Source organism: Centipeda artemidis DSM 19719 (genome assembly GCF_000426665.1).
GTDB classification, from domain to species: domain Bacteria; phylum Bacillota; class Negativicutes; order Selenomonadales; family Selenomonadaceae; genus Centipeda; species Centipeda artemidis.
The window spans coordinates 1-18,013 of the sequence record NZ_AUFU01000010.1 but is presented as its reverse complement, the minus strand read 5'-3'; the positions used below and the strand labels follow the sequence as shown (position 1 = coordinate 18,013).

General features: G+C 56.2%; 19 protein-coding genes, 2 tRNA genes and 2 rRNA genes. All 23 read right to left on the bottom strand.

All coding sequences use genetic code 11. The annotated features are described in order from the left end of the window. Position 1: 1 nt before the first annotated feature. Positions 2-994 (bottom strand): aldo/keto reductase, encoded by a 993-nt coding sequence (locus K341_RS0107000; protein WP_009657948.1) that lies wholly within the window; start codon positions 992-994, stop codon positions 2-4. A 44-nt stretch (positions 995-1,038) separates the two neighbouring features. Beyond that, entirely contained in the window at positions 1,039-2,304 is a 1,266-nt protein-coding gene (locus K341_RS0106995; RefSeq protein ID WP_428829698.1) for a methionine gamma-lyase family protein, read from the bottom strand. After that, positions 2,304-2,996, bottom strand: a complete 693-nt coding sequence (locus K341_RS0106990) for a hypothetical protein (RefSeq protein WP_009657938.1) — start codon at positions 2,994-2,996, stop codon at positions 2,304-2,306. The genes K341_RS0106995 and K341_RS0106990 overlap by 1 nt, the downstream gene beginning before the upstream one ends. Positions 2,997-3,008: 12 nt before the next feature. Next, entirely contained in the window at positions 3,009-3,584 is a 576-nt protein-coding gene (gene pyrE, locus K341_RS0106985) for an orotate phosphoribosyltransferase (RefSeq protein WP_026762313.1), read from the bottom strand. Then, positions 3,584-4,297: an orotidine-5'-phosphate decarboxylase gene (gene pyrF / locus K341_RS0106980; protein ID WP_026762312.1), complete on the bottom strand. Its 714-nt coding sequence runs from the start codon at positions 4,295-4,297 to the stop codon at positions 3,584-3,586. Before pyrF ends, pyrE begins: the two co-directional genes overlap by 1 nt. A gap of 2 nt (positions 4,298-4,299) precedes the next feature. Then, positions 4,300-5,214, bottom strand: coding sequence for a phenylacetate--CoA ligase family protein (locus K341_RS0106975; protein ID WP_026762311.1), 915 nt, complete (start codon positions 5,212-5,214; stop codon positions 4,300-4,302). After that, a complete protein-coding gene (locus K341_RS0106970; RefSeq protein WP_009657941.1) occupies positions 5,211-5,999 on the bottom strand; it encodes a CheR family methyltransferase in 789 nt (262 codons plus the stop codon). The genes K341_RS0106975 and K341_RS0106970 overlap by 4 nt, the downstream gene beginning before the upstream one ends. A 36-nt stretch (positions 6,000-6,035) precedes the next feature. Beyond that, on the bottom strand, positions 6,036-6,482 hold the full coding sequence (locus K341_RS0106965) for an Hsp20 family protein (protein WP_026762310.1): 447 nt from the start codon (positions 6,480-6,482) through the stop codon (positions 6,036-6,038). 107 nt (positions 6,483-6,589) lie between these two features. Continuing rightward, positions 6,590-8,302, bottom strand: coding sequence for a proline--tRNA ligase (locus tag K341_RS0106960; RefSeq protein ID WP_026762309.1), 1,713 nt, complete (start codon positions 8,300-8,302; stop codon positions 6,590-6,592). Then, positions 8,299-9,378, bottom strand: coding sequence for a flavodoxin-dependent (E)-4-hydroxy-3-methylbut-2-enyl-diphosphate synthase (ispG, locus tag K341_RS0106955; protein ID WP_009657946.1), 1,080 nt, complete (start codon positions 9,376-9,378; stop codon positions 8,299-8,301). The genes K341_RS0106960 and ispG overlap by 4 nt, the downstream gene beginning before the upstream one ends. Before the next feature lie 8 nt (positions 9,379-9,386). Then, a complete protein-coding gene (gene rseP / locus K341_RS0106950) occupies positions 9,387-10,427 on the bottom strand; it encodes an RIP metalloprotease RseP (protein WP_026762308.1) in 1,041 nt (346 codons plus the stop codon). A gap of 24 nt (positions 10,428-10,451) precedes the next feature. Beyond that, entirely contained in the window at positions 10,452-11,273 is an 822-nt protein-coding gene (locus K341_RS0106945; protein ID WP_026762307.1) for a phosphatidate cytidylyltransferase, read from the bottom strand. Between the two features lie 15 nt (positions 11,274-11,288). Beyond that, complete coding sequence (uppS, locus tag K341_RS0106940; protein WP_026762306.1) at positions 11,289-12,077, bottom strand: undecaprenyl pyrophosphate synthase; 789 nt, start codon at positions 12,075-12,077, stop codon at positions 11,289-11,291. Between the two features lie 325 nt (positions 12,078-12,402). Next, entirely contained in the window at positions 12,403-12,960 is a 558-nt protein-coding gene (frr, locus tag K341_RS0106930; RefSeq protein ID WP_009349090.1) for a ribosome recycling factor, read from the bottom strand. Further along, positions 12,957-13,682, bottom strand: a complete 726-nt coding sequence (gene pyrH, locus K341_RS0106925; protein ID WP_009657951.1) for a UMP kinase — start codon at positions 13,680-13,682, stop codon at positions 12,957-12,959. The genes frr and pyrH overlap by 4 nt, the downstream gene beginning before the upstream one ends. Before the next feature lie 116 nt (positions 13,683-13,798). Further along, positions 13,799-14,668 carry a translation elongation factor Ts gene (gene tsf / locus K341_RS0106920; protein WP_026762305.1) on the bottom strand — a complete coding sequence of 290 codons (870 nt, stop codon included), beginning with the start codon at positions 14,666-14,668 and terminating at the stop codon, positions 13,799-13,801. A gap of 78 nt (positions 14,669-14,746) precedes the next feature. Continuing rightward, positions 14,747-15,457 carry a 30S ribosomal protein S2 gene (rpsB, locus tag K341_RS0106915; RefSeq protein WP_009349093.1) on the bottom strand — a complete coding sequence of 237 codons (711 nt, stop codon included), beginning with the start codon at positions 15,455-15,457 and terminating at the stop codon, positions 14,747-14,749. A 211-nt stretch (positions 15,458-15,668) separates the two neighbouring features. Then, positions 15,669-16,214 (bottom strand): cell division protein SepF, encoded by a 546-nt coding sequence (locus K341_RS0106910; protein WP_009349094.1) that lies wholly within the window; start codon positions 16,212-16,214, stop codon positions 15,669-15,671. Between the two features lie 364 nt (positions 16,215-16,578). Further along, on the bottom strand, positions 16,579-17,136 hold the full coding sequence (locus K341_RS0106900; RefSeq protein WP_009349097.1) for a hypothetical protein: 558 nt from the start codon (positions 17,134-17,136) through the stop codon (positions 16,579-16,581). 138 nt (positions 17,137-17,274) lie between these two features. Next, positions 17,275-17,350: transfer RNA gene (locus K341_RS0106895), tRNA-Trp, on the bottom strand. Between the two features lies 1 nt (position 17,351). Continuing rightward, positions 17,352-17,427: transfer RNA gene (locus K341_RS0106890), tRNA-His, on the bottom strand. A gap of 52 nt (positions 17,428-17,479) precedes the next feature. Continuing rightward, positions 17,480-17,596, bottom strand: a 5S ribosomal RNA gene (gene rrf / locus K341_RS0106885). A gap of 106 nt (positions 17,597-17,702) precedes the next feature. Then, a 23S ribosomal RNA gene (locus K341_RS0106880) occupies positions 17,703-18,013 on the bottom strand; the annotation flags it as partial.

Below are 18,013 nucleotides of genomic sequence, written 5' to 3'. Positions count from 1 at the left end.
CTTATGACCCCGATCCTCCAAACACGGCAGACATCGGCATATCGGAAAGTTTCTCGTCAATCGCCGCAACCTCGGCGGCAGAGAGTGCAATGTCGGCAGCCCCCGCGTTTTCCTTGAGACGCACGATCTTCCTCGTCCCAGGGATCGGCGCGATGTACGGCTTCTTGCAGAGCATCCACGCAAGTGCGATCTGCCCGCTCGTCGCGCCCTTTTCCTCCGCAAATCCGCGCAGGAGCTCGAGCAGCGCCGCATTCTCTTCCATCGCTTCGGGTGTAAACTGCGGCATCCGCGCACGCATGTCGTTCTTTGCATCGAACGCATCACCCTTGCCGTATGCCCCGGTGAGGACGCCGTTCGCAAACGGTGAAAAAGCGACAAAGCCGATATTCAGTTCCTCGAGCACAGGGAACAGCTTTTCATAGCCGCGCGCCATCATGGAGTAGCGGTTCTGCACCGCCGTCAAGGGACAGACCGCATGTGCGCGGCGAATATCCTCCTCCGTCGCCTCGGAGATGCCCCAGTGGAGAATCTTACCCTCCCGGATGAGCTCTCCCATGACGCCCGCAACCTCCTCGACGGGAATTTGGGGATCAACGCGGTGCTGATAGTAGAGATCGATGTAATCCGTGCCCAGCCGGCGCAGTGAGCCCTCCACAGAGGAACGAATTACCTCCGGACGCGCATCCGTCACGATTGGGCTGCGCCCCTGTTTGAGCAGCGACATATCGAACGAGACGCCGAACTTCGTCGCAATGACGGCCTTTTCCCGATAGGGCGCGAGCGCCGCACCGACGAGACGCTCATTGTCATGCGGATCGTCGGGCGAACCGTAGACCTCCGCCGTATCGAAATGAGTGATCCCCATGTCGACTGCCGCGGCAATCAGCGCATGCATCTCCTTCTTATCTGCGGGCGCACCGTACGCATGGCTCATCCCCATGCACCCAAGCCCTACTGACGAGACGGTGAGATTTCCTAATTGACGATAATTCATCTGTGTTCCCCCCGATATAATAACGGTACACTTCGCCCGTCAAATCATAACGATGCCGTAACCGCCTCCGCTGCCGCCATCACGGCGAGTGCCGCGTGTTCGAAGGTCAGACCGCCCTGCAAATAAATGCAGTACGGCGCGCGCATCGGACCGTCCGCGCTCAACTCAATGGATGCCCCCTGTACAAATGTCCCTGCCGCCATGATGATCTGATCGGCGTAGCCGGGCATATCCCACGGCTCGGGCGCAGCGAACGAATCTACGGGTGACGTTGCCTGTATCGCGCGTGCAAATGCCTTCATCCGCTCCGCATCTCCAAGGATGACCGCCTGAATGATGTCGCCGCGTTCCTCCATAAAGCTGGGAAATGTCCGAAACCCCAAGCCCTCAAAGATCCCAGCGGCAAAGACTGCGCCCTTGAGCGCCTGCGCCACAATATGCGGTGCGAGAAACAGCCCTTGAAAGATCAGTCGATTCGATGTGAGACTCGCCCCGAGCTCATCCCCCATGCCGGGCGCGGTGAGACGATAGGAAGCAGCTTCCACAAGGTCGCTTCGTCCTGCGATATAACCGCCCGTCGGCGCAAGTCCGCCGCCGGGATTTTTGATGAGCGATCCTGCCATGATGTCGACGGTCTCCACGTCAGTCGGCTCAGAGGTATCAACGAATTCGCCGTAGCAGTTGTCCACGAAACAGATACATCCGGGATTCGCCGCTTTCACGCGCGCAGTGATCTCCCGGATGTCCGCGATGCTGAGCGGGCGGCGCTCGCTGTACCCGCGTGAGCGCTGAATGAGCGCCACCTTCGTCTCGGGCGTAATTACACGGGAAATTCCTGCAAGGTCAACGCCGCCGTCCTGCATGGGGAGTTCGTCGTATTTGATGCCAAATTCCTTCAGCGATCCGGTGCTCTCGTGCGCATAACCGATGACCGTCTGCATGGTATCATAGGGCGTTCCCGTAATGGAGACAAGCCCGTCTCCGGGACGCAGGAGTCCGAACAGCACCGTGGCGAGCGCATGTGTTCCCGAGACAAACTGTGTCCGCACGAGAGCGCGCTCTGCACCGAATACACGCGCATAGAGCTCGTCCAGCTTCTCCCGCCCGAGATCGCTGTATGCATAGCCGAAGCTCACCCCAAAATGCGCATCCGACACACGGCATTCGCGCATGGCGTCGAGCACCTTTTTCGTATTATACTCCGCAATGCCGTCGATGCGTAGGAACTGCTCCTCCGCACGCCTGAGTACATCGCCGCGCAGTGACTGCAACCGCTCTTTCTGCACGTCTTCCTCTCTTTCACAAAACATTATGCGGGGCGTCCTTTTGCCGCCTCCGCCGCCACCATCTTGAGATAGCGCACCAGGTACAGCTTGAGCCGCTGTTCCAACTCTTCGAGATCCACCGCGTCAAAATCATAACTGACGTACGGCATACCCCAGATATGATACTCGCAAAAAAACTCATCGCGATAAAAATTGTAGTAAATACCGACGTCGCTCTCCTGCGAAAAGTCTACATAGTCAATGACGAGATAGGAGCCGTTCGTCAGTGCCGCAGGGGATTTGGGACGAATAAAGAGCACAAAGCCCTCGCATTCCTCCGGCAGCGCCGCTCCATACTCCCACGCGAGAACCGCATCACAGATCGTCTGCAGCTCCTGTGTATGCAGCGTTTCTGCGAGAAGATCCTCCATCACGCGCGGCAGATAGACATCCAGCTCGTCCCCAAAGCGCCCCAGTTCCTTACAGACGAAGGACGGCAGCGCATAGCTCACAACGCCGATCTGCACGCGCAGTTTATACGAATCGGTCACTGCATCGTAAAATCCGATCGCGGCACGGTGCAGATCTGCATGATCATAGCGAAAGAACTCATACTGCGCGTCCTCTTGCCTCCGCTCACAGCTGCGTCGGAAGCCCGCGATTTCCTGCGGGAGCTCCTGTAATTTCGGCCAATCCGCAAGAGCGGCGTCCACCTTCTCCGTGTATGAATCTGCCATCCGTCTGCTGCCCTATTTCCCCGTGCGTCCGCGCTTGGTCATGGGAACATCCTCTCTGCAAAGCGGGCATTCCTCGGGCGCATAGCTCTCCACGTCCATCGTGAGGAGCGCCGTTTTCGGCACATCGCCGAAGTCCGCCTTGCCTCCGCTGCGGTCAACCAGCATAGAGACGGCGACCGGAACGGCGCCGAGAGACTTTACAACATCAATGACCTCTTTAATGGATCCGCCCGTCGTCACGATGTCCTCAACGATGAGCACACGCTCTCCCGGACGGAGTGTAAAGCCGCGGCGGAACGTCATGCGCCCCGCCACACGCTCCGTGAAGATCGCACGCGTACCGAGCGCCTTGCCCGTTTCATGCGCAAGCAGGATGCCGCCCGTCATGGGGCCGACCACGGTCTCTATCCCGGTGTTTTTGAACTTCTCCGCCATCGCTTCGCAGAGATGCTGCGTATGCAGCGGATGCTGCAGCACGTTGAATTTCTCCACATACTGCGCGCTGTGCCGTCCCGATGTCAGGAGAAAATGTCCCTCCATAATCGCGCCCGTTTCGAGCAGCAGACCGCGTACTTCCTCTTGCGTCATCATGCTTCCTCCATCTCTCGTAAAATATGCTCCGCCGCCGCGCGCGGATCCTGCGCGCCTGAGATCGCACGCCCCACGACGATATGCGAGGCTCCCGCGTGGATCGCCTCCGCCGGCGTCGTCACGCGCCGCTGATCGTCATTCGATACGCCTGCGGGACGGATGCCCGGCGTCACGATGAGAAAACCGGCCCCGCATGCACGCCGAATACGCGCCGTTTCCTGCGGCGATGCCACAACACCGTCGAGTCCCGCCTCCTGCGCAAGCTGCGCACGGCGAAGCACCGCTTCCTCAATCGTGCCCACATGTCCAAGTCCCGTCCAATCCGCAGCGTCCATACTCGTGAGTACGGTCACGCCGATGAGCTTCGGGCATGGTACGCCCTGCTCCTCCGAAGCCCTGCGCAGGGCTTCGGCAGCCGTTCGCATCATGCGCAGGCCGCCCGCCGTGTGGACGTTGAGCAGATCCGGACGCAGGCGCAGGAGCGAGCAAAGCCCCTGCGCCGCCGTATTCGGAATATCGTGGAGCTTGAGGTCGAGAAAAACCTTCTTATCGCGTTCCTTCAGCCATGTGACAATCTCCCCGCCAAGCGCATAGAAAAGCTCCATGCCGACCTTATAGTATCCGACGCTGCTCCCCAAACGCGTGACAAGGCGCTCCGCCGCCGCCCGCGTCGGAACGTCCAGCGCCGCAATCAGTCTCTCGTCCGCCACGTTCATCCCTCCGTGATGTATAATTCAGATGTGCTGCCGCTTGCGGCGCGCCGCACGAACCGCACCGCTCTTCCCGTACGATACCGCAGAACGGGCATGGCCTCCGCTGCAATCGTCGAGAGAACGAGTTCCCCTGCGGCGCCGTCCTCCGTATGCCCTGCGCCCGCAGCATCGAGGGCTTCTGCAAAAAATTGTTCCGCATCGATCCGCATGCCGCCGATCGCACCGCCCGCGATCAATGCCCCAAGTAGAGCGTCGGTATAGAGATGTACGTGCCCTCTCGCAAAATTTCCGGAAATCGCACGCGTTTCCTCCTGCGGCATAACCCGCGCACCGACGGTGACGAGCCGATGCAGCATAATCTGCTTTTCCTGCAATGCTGCCGCGACAGGTGAAAGAAGGTTCTCCCACACAATGACGGTATCCGGCACGATGACGCTTAATATCCGATCGATGTCCGCCGCCGACGCATCCGTCCCAATCGGCATGGTCATAGCCCCGAGTGTATCCAGCGCATATTGAAGGTCAAGCATTCTGCTGTCGGTAAAATCTCCGACGAGAAGCACGTTGCTCGCACGATTGATCCCCGCCGCCGAAAGCATCTGCGCCGCCGACCGAACCCGGCGGGCGACGTCTTCCTGCGTACAGCAATGAAAGATACCGCGCTCATGTGCCGAATCCCGCAAGAGGCTCATGCGCATCAGCCCCGAGAGCGGCAGTGCGAGCATGAAAAAAGGGGCGCCCGCCCCTTCCCATGCCGCACGCTCCAAGAGCGGCAGACGATTCATATCCGCCGGCGTATGCACATCGCCCGCGCAAACGCGCGCGCGCGCAAACGCGTCGCGGTAAAACGCCGTCTTTTCCGCCGCCCACGCGATTTGGCGCTGCAGGAGCACGAGCTGCTCCGCCGCCGTCACGACTCAAGCGGCCGCTGATAAAAGAACGGCTGGAAGCTCGTATAGCCCATCTTGCGGAAATTCAGGATTGATTCCGTCGCACCGACAAAGAGAATTCCGCCCGGTTTGAGCGCGTCAAAGAAATGCCGATAAAGCTGATCCTTTGCCTCATCCGTGAAGTAGATCACGACATTGCGGCAGAGAATGAGGTCGAAGCCCGTCTCGAACTTATCCTGCAGGAGATTGTGCCGCTTGAATTCGATCATGCTCTTGATCTCCGGCTTTACGGCAAAGAGCTCCCCTTCCTCGTTGAAATACTTGCGGCGACGCTCCGGCGCCATGCTCTTGATCTCGTCCGCTGTGTAGACGCCCCGCTTTGCCTTTGCGAGAATTTCGATGTCGAGATCGGATGCAAGGATGCGGTGCTTCGTTCCCGGCGTCATCTCCTTCATGATGATCGCAAGCGAATACGGCTCTGCCCCAATCGAGCATCCCGCACTCCAAATGTTGAGCTTCGGCGAGCGCTTCAGGAGATCGGGAATGACATCCGTCTCGAGCTTGCTGAACTTCTCCGGCGTGCGGAAAAACTCCGACACGTTGATGGTCAGATACTCGATGAATGCCGCAAATTCATCCTTATCTCCACACACATGGTCAAAGTATTCTGTGCAGGATTTATGTCCCGCGCGCGTGATCAAATTATTGATGCGCCGCTTCATCTGCGGTTCTTTATAAAGGTCGAGATCGATCTCTGTCTTCGCCTTTAATTTCTGCTTAAAAATCTCCCAGTCCCGATCTTCGGCCATACAATTCCCTCCAAAAATCCCCTACACGAATCACTCTCACTGAACCGTAAAGACACGGCAGCTGCTCGTCTCCTCGAGCTTGGGTACAATCACATGCAGGATACCGTTCTCATACGACAGCGTGATCCCGTTTTCCTCAATATCATCCACGAAGAAAACGCGTTCAAAGACGCCCTTCTTGCGCTCACGGCAGAGGAATTTAGCATCGGCAAAGTCCGTGTCATCGCGCTCCGCCCTGATTTTAAGCCGACCGCCTTCGTGTACCGTTACCTGTATCGCCGCCTTCGAAAAACCGGGCAGCTCCGCGAAGAGTTCATAGCGGTTCTCGCAGTCGATCACATCGACACGAAACGGGAAGATCATGCCGCCGACCTTATCCAACGGGTTAAAGGAATGATCCACGATCGCTTCCAGCACCTTGCCAAGCATCTCTTGTCCCTTCTCAGCGTTCTCTTTCAAATTGAACGGCAATGGGCGAATCATAGCAGCCACCTCCAAGTCAGTCAACATTTATTTCGACACGATCATTATATCAATTACATGCGGTGTTTTCAATACGTCCGCAGAAAACTGCGGTGCCCCCTCTGCCCTCAAAGCGCCGCAAGCATATCGCGGACGCCTTTGAGGTAGGTATCGCGTGCAAAGTTCACAAGTTCGCCCGTACGGCGCAGCTTAACCTCTATCGAGCCGTTTTCGATCGTCTTCGGACCGATGGCGATGCGCACGGGGTATCCGATGAGGTCGCAGTCGTTGAACTTGACGCCCGCGCGTTCCCTGCGGTCGTCCAGCAGGACATCGATGCCCGCCGCGCGCAGTTCCTCATAGATCTCCTCGGCATAGGCGAGCTGTTCTTCCACCTTTGCATTGACGGCAACGACGACGACTTCATAGGGCGCAATCGCGCGCGGCCAAATAATGCCGTGCTCGTCGTGGTTCTGCTCAATGGCGGCAGCCATGGTACGCCCGACACCGATGCCGTAGCACCCCATCTGCAGGGGCTTGAGTTTGCCGTCGACATCGAGGAAGTTCGCCTGCATTGCCTCACTGTACTTCGTCCCGAGCGCAAAGATCTGTCCCGCCTCAATGCCCCGGCTGATGTGGAGATGCCCCTCGCGGCAAGCGGGGCAGAGATCCCCCTCGGCGACGAGACGAATATCGGCTACTGTCACGTGGACGAAATCACGGACAGGATTGACGTTTGTATAGTGATAGTCCTGTTCGTTCGCCCCCGAGACGGCGTTCTTCATCCGCATTGCCGTCTCGTCAACGACGATATGCGTCCCCTCCTTGATGCCGATGGGACTCATAAAACCGGGGCATCCCCCCGCTGCACGGATGGCGGCTTCATCCGCCATGCGCAGCTCTCGAGCGCCCGGCACGGCGTTCGCGAGTTTCACCTCGTTGACCTCGTGATCGCCGCGCAGGAAGGCGAGAACGAGCACGTCCTCCTCCGTCTGATACGCTACCGCCTTGATCGTCTTTTCGACGGGAATCTTGAGGAACTCCGCGAGCAATGCGATCGTGCTCGTGTGCGGGGTCGAGACCTTCTCAAGGGGAAGTTCCGCCTCATCCGGCGCGTCGAGGGGACGCAGCTGCGCCTTCTCATCGCTCGCCGCATAGCTGCATGCATCACAGCAGGCAATGCGCGACTCACCCTCGGGCGCGAGCACGGTGAATTCCTCGGAACGTCCGCCGCCGATCGCGCCGCAGTCCGCCTCCACCGCGCGGAAGTTCAGTCCGCAGCGCGTAAAGACATTCGTATACGCCTCGTACATCTTGCGGTAGGATTCGTGCATTCCCTCGACGTCCTTATCAAAGGAGTAGAGATCCTGCATGATGAACTCGCGGCTGCGCATGATGCCGAACCGCGGGCGGCGCTCGTCGCGGAATTTATCCTGAATCTGATAGAGCATCACGGGGAGCTGCTTATAGGAGCGCAGTTCGTCGCGCACGAGTGCCGTGATCATCTCCTCATGCGTGGGGCCGAGGCAGAACGCGCGCTCGTGGCGATCCTTGATGCGCATCATCTCCGCGCCGTATGCCCCCCAACGCCCGCTCTCTTCCCACAGTTCGGCGGGCTGAAGAATCGGCATCATGATCTCCTGACCGCCCGCCGCATCCATCTCCTCACGGATGATCTGCTCGATCTTGCGGAGCGTGCGCCACGCCAGAGGCAGATAGGTATACATACCGCCCGCGGATTTACGGATGAGCCCCGCCCGATACATGAGCCGGTGGCTTGCGATCTCCGCCTCGGCGGGCGTATTTCTAAGGGTCGGCGCATAAAGATTCGTTGCTCTCATGATTGCTTGCGTTCCTCCAATATCGCGTCTATTTCCTTAAACAGCTCGGACAGCAGTTCCTCTTCGTTCACCTTGCGCACGACTTCTCCCTTGCGGAAGATCAGCCCCTCGCCGTTGCCGCCCGCGATGCCGACATCCGCGCCGCGCGCTTCGCCGGGGCCGTTGACGACGCACCCCATGACGGCGACCTCGATGGGATCCTCCATACCGCGCAGCCGTTCTTCCACCTTTTCGGCAATCTCCACGAGATTGATGCTCGTGCGCCCGCAGGTCGGACAGGCGACGAGTGTGGGACCGTATTCCTTGAGCCCGAGTGCCTTCAAAATCTCGTTCGCCGTACGCACCTCGACGACGGGATCGCCCGTGAGCGAGATGCGGATCGTATCGCCGATGCCCTCCGCGAGAAGCGCGCCGACGCCGACCGAGGACTTGATGATGCCCGTCCCCGCCGTTCCCGCCTCCGTGATACCGAGATGCAGCGGGTAGTCCACGCGCTCGCTCATCAGCCGGTATGCCGCAAGAGTGAGCGGGACATCATGCGCCTTGAGCGAGATCTTCATATCGTAAAAATCGAGTTCCTCAAGGACACGCACATGCTCCATTGCGGACGCGACAAGTGCCTCTGCCGTGACGCCGCCGTATTGTTTGAGCATCTTATGGTCGAGCGATCCGGCATTGACGCCGATGCGAATTGGGATGCTGCCCTCGCGCGCTGCTGCGACCACCTTCTTGACGCGCTCCGTCCCGCCGATGTTGCCGGGATTGATGCGCAGTGCGGCAATGCCCTGCTTCATCGCCTCGAGCGCGAGCTTATAGTCGAAGTGAATGTCCGCAACGAGCGGCGTCTTGACCTGACGGATAATATTCCCGAGATTCTGCGCCGCAGCCATATCCGGCACGGCGACGCGCACGATGTCACAGCCCGCCGCCGCGAGTTCGCGGATCTGCTGTACGGTTGCTTCCGTGTCCGTGGTCTTGGTATTGCACATCGACTGCACGGAGATGGGGGCACCGCCGCCGATAGGAATGCTCCCGATTTTTATTTGCCGTGTCTTTCGGCGTTCATATGTGGGCATAAGGGCGGTCAGCCTCCTGCAAAGATACGGACGACATCATTTTTCATGGCGAGCAGCATGAGCAAGATGATGAGCCCAACACCCGCATTTTGAATATAGTGCATTACCTTCGGACTCAGCGGCTTTCCGCGCACCGCCTCGACGCAGAGCGTGAGGAAATGCCCGCCGTCGAGCGCGGGTACCGGCAGCAGATTGATGATGCCGAGGTTGAGACTAAGGAGCGCCGCAAAGTTCAGCAGCGGCACAATGCCCATCTCCGCAACCTCGCCTGCCATCTGTGCAACGCCGATCGGTCCCGCAAGCTCCGAGCCGGAGAGCTCGAGGATGATGCGGTACAGTGCGTCGAGCATCATCACGATGATCATGCCTGTTCGCTCAACGGCCATTGTAAGGGACTGGAAAAAGCCCGGGTATGTGCTGTCAAAGGCGTTGACGATGCCAATGTAGCCGCGATTCTGCGCCGCATCGTAACGCGGCGTTACGCTGACGGTCAGATTCTGCCCCGCACGGTCAATCTGCATCGTGAGGGGAACATTTCCTTGATTCCCGCGAATCATCTCGACCATCGACTGCCACGTCTCCACCGGCTTCCCATCAATCGCAACAATGCGATCCTGCGGCAAGAGCCCCGCCTGCGCCGCAGGCTGATCTGCAAGCACTGTGCCGAGCACCGGCGCGGGATTCGGCGTCTGTACCCCCGCAAAGAAGAAAATTCCAAAAAAGAGCACAACGGGCAGAATGAGGTTCATCGCAGAACCTGCAAGGATCACGAACATGCGCGACAGAATCGGTTTGCGGCAGTAGCCGCGCTCCCCCGCCTCGTTGTCATCGGGCGTCATTCCTGCAATATCGTTGAACCCGCCGAGCGGTACAATACGGATAGAATAAACTGTCTCCCCATAGCGGAAACTCAGGAGCCGCGGTCCAAAACCGATAGCAAACTCATCGACGCGCATCCCCGTCAGTTTCGCCGTGATAAAATGTCCCAATTCATGGACAAACACCAAGAGTCCAAATACAAAAATCGTTGCAACAATCTTCTCTAACATCGGGTCTCCTTTATGATGCCGTGATTATCGAAGCACAAAGTAAATCGTATAATAGTAAACGAGCGGCGCCGTAAACAGCACGCTGTCAAACCGATCCCATACGCCGCCGTGTCCGGGGATGATCGCACCCGAGTCCTTGATGCCCGTATGGCGTTTCATCATGGATTCCACAAGATCGCCGAGCGTGCCGAGAATCGCGATCGCACAGCCGAGCCCCGCCATATATTCGAGCGGAAAATGCAGGAAATATCCAAGCCCAACGACTACGCCTACCGTGCCGAGAAGCCCTCCAACAAAGCCCTCGATTGTTTTATTCGGGCTAATTGCAGGTGCAAGTCTATGGGAGCCAAACGCATTTCCGGCGAAATAGGCAAAGCTGTCACTGGCCCATGTTCCAATAAACATGACCCATACCATCGCCGTGCCAAGGTCAAACGTTCCAATAGGTGTCGTATACAGGTTCCCTGAGAGCTGCCGCAGCATCATGAGATGCGCAAACGGCAGTCCAATATAGCAGATCCCCGCGATGGAGATCCCAACGTCCGGAACGGATACATCCCCACGCAGGAGTACACAGCTAAGCGCGGCAAGCAGCGTCGCCGCCATAATGGAAAGCAAAATAAAATCGTGCTGACCATAAAAAGCGCCGTACAGGATCCCGGCGATACCAAGCACGCCTGTAAAAAGCGTTGGGTTACCTCCGCGATGCGAAAATGCTCGTGTAAACTCAATCCAAGCGAGCAGGGCAAGGACTGCCGCCGCAATCCCAAACGTTCGCCCCCCCTCCTGAATGACATAGGCAGACAAACCGATGCCGACGATACCGGAAATAATGCGTGTAATCAAAGACAGCCTCCTATGCTAATCCTCTGCGGTGAGCCCTCCGAATCGGCGTGTTCTGCCCGCGAAGTCCTCCACTGCCGCCGCAAGGTGATCCGGCGTAAAATCCGGCCACAGCGTATCCGTAAAGTAGAACTCAGCATAGGCAGACTGCCATAGAAGAAAATTGCTCAAACGCAGATCCCCGCTCGTTCGAATGAACAGATCAACGGGCGGATCTCCCGCCGTATCCAATTCATTTGAGAACGCAGTCTCATCAATATCCTCCGGGGTAAGCTGCCCCGAGGCAACGCGTTCAGCAAGACTATGTGCCGCACGCAGGATCTCATCCTGACCGCCGTAGTTCACCGCGACATTAAATCGAAGCCCTGTATTATTTGCCATGAGGTTCTCTGCTTCCTGCATCCGACGTCGAAATCGATCACCGAAACGGTCGCGTCGCCCTATGAAATGAATCCGTACATTCTCCCGGTGCATCTCTTCAATTTCCTTTTGGAGGAACGAATCAAAGAGACGCATGAGGAAATCCACCTCTATCGGAGGTCGCTTCCAGTTCTCCGTTGAAAACGCATATACCGTGAGTACCTCGATCCCCATATCGGACGCCGCACGTACAATACGCTTGAGCGTGCGCACGCCCGCCTCATGTCCCGCTGACCGTGAAAGCCCCTGCGCCTTTGCCCAGCGACCATTACCATCCATAACAATAGCGACATGATGCGGCATATTTTCACAACGAACCGCACATATCGGCGAGGTATCGTGCGAAGCGGCATCCGTTGCCCCACCGCCAAAAATCTTTTTCCACATGGCGCTCCGTCTCCCCTTAGAGGTTCCACTTCTCTGTATCTCACTGCCAAAATCCCCCTCCGGCTTTGCCGGAAGGGGTAATGCTTTTCCGCTTAGCAGCGTATCTCATCATCTTCTGCAAGTGAAAGACTTCGTTTCGGAGCGAAAGCAAGTGTCACTTCGAATACTCCATGCAGCTCTCGTGTCCGAACAACATAAGGCTGCCGTACATCCGTTTTGAAAAAATCCCGGGGCGCGCACGTTTGACACAGCGCATAGGAGATTCCTGCGGCATCGAGTTCCATTTGTACATCTGCCCAAGGGCGCCCTTCATAGACGGCTGGCATCAGATCTCCATAACCTCTTTTTCCTTCGCGGCGCGCATCTCTTCCATCTGCTTCACGAATTTATCCACAAGCTTCTGCACGGATTCCTGACCGCGCTTAGATTCGTCCTCGTTGATTTCCTTATCCTTCTCAAGTTTTTTGATCGCCTCGTTCGCATCGCGGCGGATATTACGCAGAGCGACCTTCGCCTCTTCCGTCTTTTTCCCGACTGTCTTGATGAGTTCCTTCCGTCGCTCCTGCGTCGGCTGAGGAATCGCAAGGCGAATCACATTGCCGTCGGAGTTTGGTGAAAGTCCGAGATCCGATTTGGAAATCGCGATCTCGATATCGTGCAGGACGGATTTTTCCCACGGCGTGATAACGATCATGTGCGGCTCCGGCACTGTCACCTTCGCCAGCTGATTGACCGATGTCGGCGTGCCATAATACGGCACCATCACCTTGTCGAGGAGATTCGGCGTCGCGCGCCCCGCCCGCAGCGAGGAGAACTCGCGGCGCAGCGATTCGATCGCTTTCGTCATGCTCGTTTCGTGCTTTGAAAGAATCTCCTTGATCATTTTGCTTCGCCTCCTACAGTCGTTCCAATCGCCTCTCCAAACGAAGCGCGTGCAATGTTCTCATAGCGATCCATGCTGAACACAACAATGGGAATCTTATTATCCATACACAGGCTCGTTGCCGTTGCATCCATGACTGCAAGCCCCTTTTGCAGAATATCGATATAGGCCAGCTTCTCAAACCGCTTTGCATTCGGATTTTTGTTTGGATCGGAATCATAGATGCCGTCCGTTCCCTTTTTCGCCATGAGGATCACGTCTGCTTCAATCTCTGCGGCACGCAGCGCCGCCGTCGTATCCGTCGAAAAGTATGGATTACCCGTCCCCGCGCCAAAGATCACGACACGCCCCTTCTCCATGTGGCGAATCGCACGGCGGCGAATGTACGGCTCCGCGACCTGACGCATCTCGATCGCGCTCTGTACGCGCGTATCGACGTCCTGTTTCTCAAGCGCATCCTGCAGGGCAAGAGCGTTCATCACCGTCGCCATCATGCCCATGTAGTCCGCAGTCGCACGATCCATGCCCTTAGCACTGCCCGAAAGCCCGCGCCAGATATTACCGCCACCGACAACAATCGCAACATCGATGCCGTGATCGCGCACCTTCTTGATCTGTGCGGCAATCTCTTCGACCACAGAGGGATTGATGCCGAATCCCTGCTCGCCCGCAAGGGCTTCCCCGCTGAGTTTCAAAACGATACGGCGATATTTCGCATCCAAGATGATTCCTCCTGTCACGCTCTCTACTCTGCGACATTATAGCATAGATTTCTAAAAAAATCCGCTTTATCTCTGCAAAAAAGAGCTGCCGGCAGGCAGCTCTCCTTCTCGGTCTATTACTGCATCTGTGCAGCAACTTCAGCAGCAAAATCTTCCTGCTTCTTCTCGATGCCCTCGCCCAGCTGGAACCGTGTGAACGCTTTAACTTGAACATCTCCGAGCACCTCGGAGATCTTCTTCTCGGGATCCTTCACGAATTTCTGCTCGAGCAGGCAGACTTCCTCGTAGAACTTATTGATGCGCCCCTCGACCATCTTCTCGATGATCTTTTCGGGCTTGCCCTCTTCGAGCGCCTGCTTGCGCAGCACTTCCTTCTCGTGCTCGATGTGATCCGCCGTCACGCCGGAACGGTCGATCGCCAGAGGCATCGCCGCCGCAATCTGCATCGCGATATCCTTGCCGAGCTGCTCATCGCCGCCCGTGAGCTCTACGAGCACGCCGATCTTGCCGCCCATATGGATATAGGTCGCAACACGCCCTGTACTCTCATAGCGTGCAAATCGGCGCAGGGAAATCTTCTCACCGATCGTTGCCGTCGCCTCCGTGATGAGGGCAGCGACGTCCTTGCCGTCAAGAGTGCTTCCATTCAGCGCGTCGAGATCTGCGGGATCGGTCTCAGCGATATGCTTTGCGACCTTTGCACTGAGCGCACGGAACTGCTCGTTGCCCGCCGCAAAGTCCGTCTCGCAGTTGATCTCAACGATCACGCCAACCTTCGCATCAGCCGAGAGATACGCCGTCACAGCCCCCTCAGCCGCAACGCGGCCGGCCTTCTTCTCCGCCTTTGCAATTCCCTTTTCACGCAGGTAGTCGATCGCCTTCTGCATGTCTCCGCCCGTCTCAGCGAGCGCCTTCTTGCAATCCATCATTCCTGCGCCCGTACGCTCGCGCAGTTCCTTTACCATTGCAGCACTAATTGTTGCCATTGTATGCCTCCTATTGCATTGATCGCCTTCATCAAAAAAGGGCAAGGGATAACACTCCCTTACCCCCCTCTTTATTCCTTACTCAGCCGCAGCTTCTTCCGCTGCGCCGCCCTGATTGCCCTCGAGCACAGCGTCTGCCATACAGCCCGTGAGGAGCTTCACCGCGCGGATCGCATCGTCGTTTCCGGGGATCACATAGTCGATCTCGTCCGGATCGCAGTTTGTATCGACAATCGCCACGATGGGGATATTGAGCTTGCGTGCCTCGGCGACCGCAATCCGCTCCTTGCGCGGGTCAACGACAAAGAGTGCACCCGGCAGACGGTTCATATCCTTGATTCCGCCGAGATAGCGCTCGAGCTTCTCCATCTCGTGGCGCAGTCCCTGCACTTCCTTCTTCGTCAGAACCTCGAACGTCCCGTTCTCCTCCATCGCCTCAAGCTCCTTGAGACGGTGAATACGGCGCTGAATGGTCTGGAAGTTCGTCATCATGCCGCCGAGCCAGCGCTCGTTGACATAGAACATATTCGCACGCAGAGCTTCCTCGCGGATCGCTTCCTGCGCCTGCTTCTTCGTACCGATGAAGAGTACGGACTTTCCTTCCTGCGCAACACTGCGAAGGAAGTTGTACGCCTCATCCACCTTGCGCACCGTCTTCTGCAGATCGATGATGTAGATGCCGTTGCGCTCCGTGAAGATGTAACGCGCCATCTTCGGGTTCCAGCGGCGCGTCTGGTGTCCGAAGTGGACGCCTGCCTCCAAAAGCTGCTTCATAGAAATGACTGCCATGAATATACCTCCTGTTGTTCTTCCGCGTTCCTCATGTGCCATACCACCGCATCAGCAGCACAGGTTGGCTATCGGAATCGCGTGCTTTTTCACACTGCCGAGTATTATAACATAAGAACAGATGTAAAACAACGCTTCGGAAAAAATTTCTTTGCAAACAAAAACACGGAGCGAACATCGTCTCTCCGTGTACATAAACAATATCGTAAAATTACTTTGCCATGGTCATTGCTTCACTCACGTCCACGCCCTTCGGTGCGTAGAGAATGATCGTGCTCGAAATGACACGTGCCGAACCATGCAGAACATAGCAGGCGCCGTTCAGGAAGTCGCAGACACGGCGGCGCTCAGGTTCATTCATACAGTCGAAATTAACCGCGATCGCAATTCCCTGTTTGAGCTGAACCACGGCAGGCGCAGCATCGTCATAGCGACGCGGACGATGAATACGAACCTTCAGCTCCGCAACCTTCGTCGTATGGACAGTGAACTGCGTACCGGAATCCCCGGTAGAGGTCGTATGCATCGCCGAGGCGGAAGTCCCTGCGCCATAGGAAGAGGTGTCATATGAGACCGTTCCACCATTAGCGACCCGACGCTCCCGCAGCGCAGATGTCTCCCGCCGCATCTCCGCCTTCTGAGAAGCGCGCTCCTGCGCAATCTCCTCTTCAAACTCTTCTTCCATCATCGGCATAAATGAGTTCACCACGCTTGAAAATGTATCTTTCATGCGGGAAAAGAATGAATTTTCACCCATTTATCTCTTCCTTCCTTAGCAAATGTACTCACCGTATTTAGTGACAAGTATTCATCCTAACAACGCAGTCATCTTATCATATTTTTTTCAGGGAGGCAAGATAATTTACGTAAAAAATATTATCGATCTTTCTTGGTTTCAAATTTCTTATGGTTTTCAAGACTTTATAGGCTCCTTCATCGACGTTTTTCAACTTTGCAAGGTAGTTTTTTGAGGGCGCCCTCCCATCGTCCGCCCGGTAATTTTCTATCCGGTAGGTATGGTTATTGTACAGGATAAAAATTGAATTTTTTTGAGATCTATAAAATAATAAAGAGAGACTGCCGCACAGAAGTGCAGCAATCTCTCGCAACGTACAATAATCTTATTTTCCTTTATTCTGCTCTTCGACCGAACGCTGCCAATTCTTATAGAACTGCTCGGAAAGGCTGGAGAACGTCGCAACCGTATTGCCGTCCGACTTGTTCGCACGAACCTCATAGGTGTAGAGGAGATCGTTCGAACCGGAGCGGTAAACATCAAAGAAGAACGTCGTCCGGCTGTTGTTTGCTACAGTCAGAATAATATAGGCGTCCGCATAGTCCGCAACATTCTCCTTAAAGATCTTTGCAGCATCGCGGCGGGGGAGCGTCTTAAGATCAACCCCCTTCGACTCCTGAATTCCCTTGACGACCATATCATAGGGAACAATATTCGCACGTGTGATACGGCTCGCATCCGAGACAATCTGCGTCAAAATCTCAAGTGACGGCGAAGTATCCTCCACCTGTACATAGAGAGGAGCCCCGACAGCCAAACGGTTCACATTCGTAATGACAGCCCCCTCGGGAAGTGTCACCTTGTCGGAATAAGGGGACGCTCCTGCCTGCGCGGCTAACAGCGTGAGGCAGAGCACAAGCACCATTTGGACAAATCTCTTCATGAGTATATCTCCTCCTTAGATTCACAATAAGTATATGCAGTTTTGCACATGTGTCATTCTACACTATTATTGAATCTTTGACAAGGAAAAAAGAACATAAAAAAGACCGTATCGCAAGAGCAATACGGTAAATTTCAATGGCAGGGGCAGTAAGACTTGAACTCACAACCTACGGTTTTGGAGACCGTTGCTCTACCAGTTGAGCTATACCCCTATGGGGCGACTTATGGGGATCGAACCCATGCATGCTGGAGCCACAATCCAGTGTGTTAACCGCTTCACCAAAGCCGCCGTTATAATATTTTGTAAAAGAACTCGTGAACCACGCGATTCACGAGTCCCATTGCGGCAACTACCTACTCTCCCACGTCGTCTCCAACGAAGTACCCTCGGCCTGCGGACGCTTAACTGCTGTGTTCGGAATGGGAACAGGTGGAACCGTCCGGGCATCATCACCGCATACTTGAGTAAACTTTTGCTCACTCAAAACTAGACAGAAGAAACTCTTTGCAAATTAGTTGCGAAATAACCTGTCATCATGGAAAGTGCTGCGCACTTTCCATCAATAAATCAAGCCCTCGACCGATTAGTACTGGTCAGCTGCATGCGTTGCCGCACTTCTACGCCCAGCCTATCTACCTCGTCTTCTGCAAGGGGTCTTACTCTCTTAAAAGATGAGATACTTCATCTCGGGACGGGCTTCACGCTTAGATGCTTTCAGCGTTTATCCCTTCCGAACGCAGCTACCCGGCCGTGCCCTTGGCAGGACAACCGGTACACCGTTGGTTCGTCCACTCCGGTCCTCTCGTACTAGGAGCAGCCTCCCTCATGTATCTTGCGCCCGCGATGGATATGGACCGAACTGTCTCACGACGTT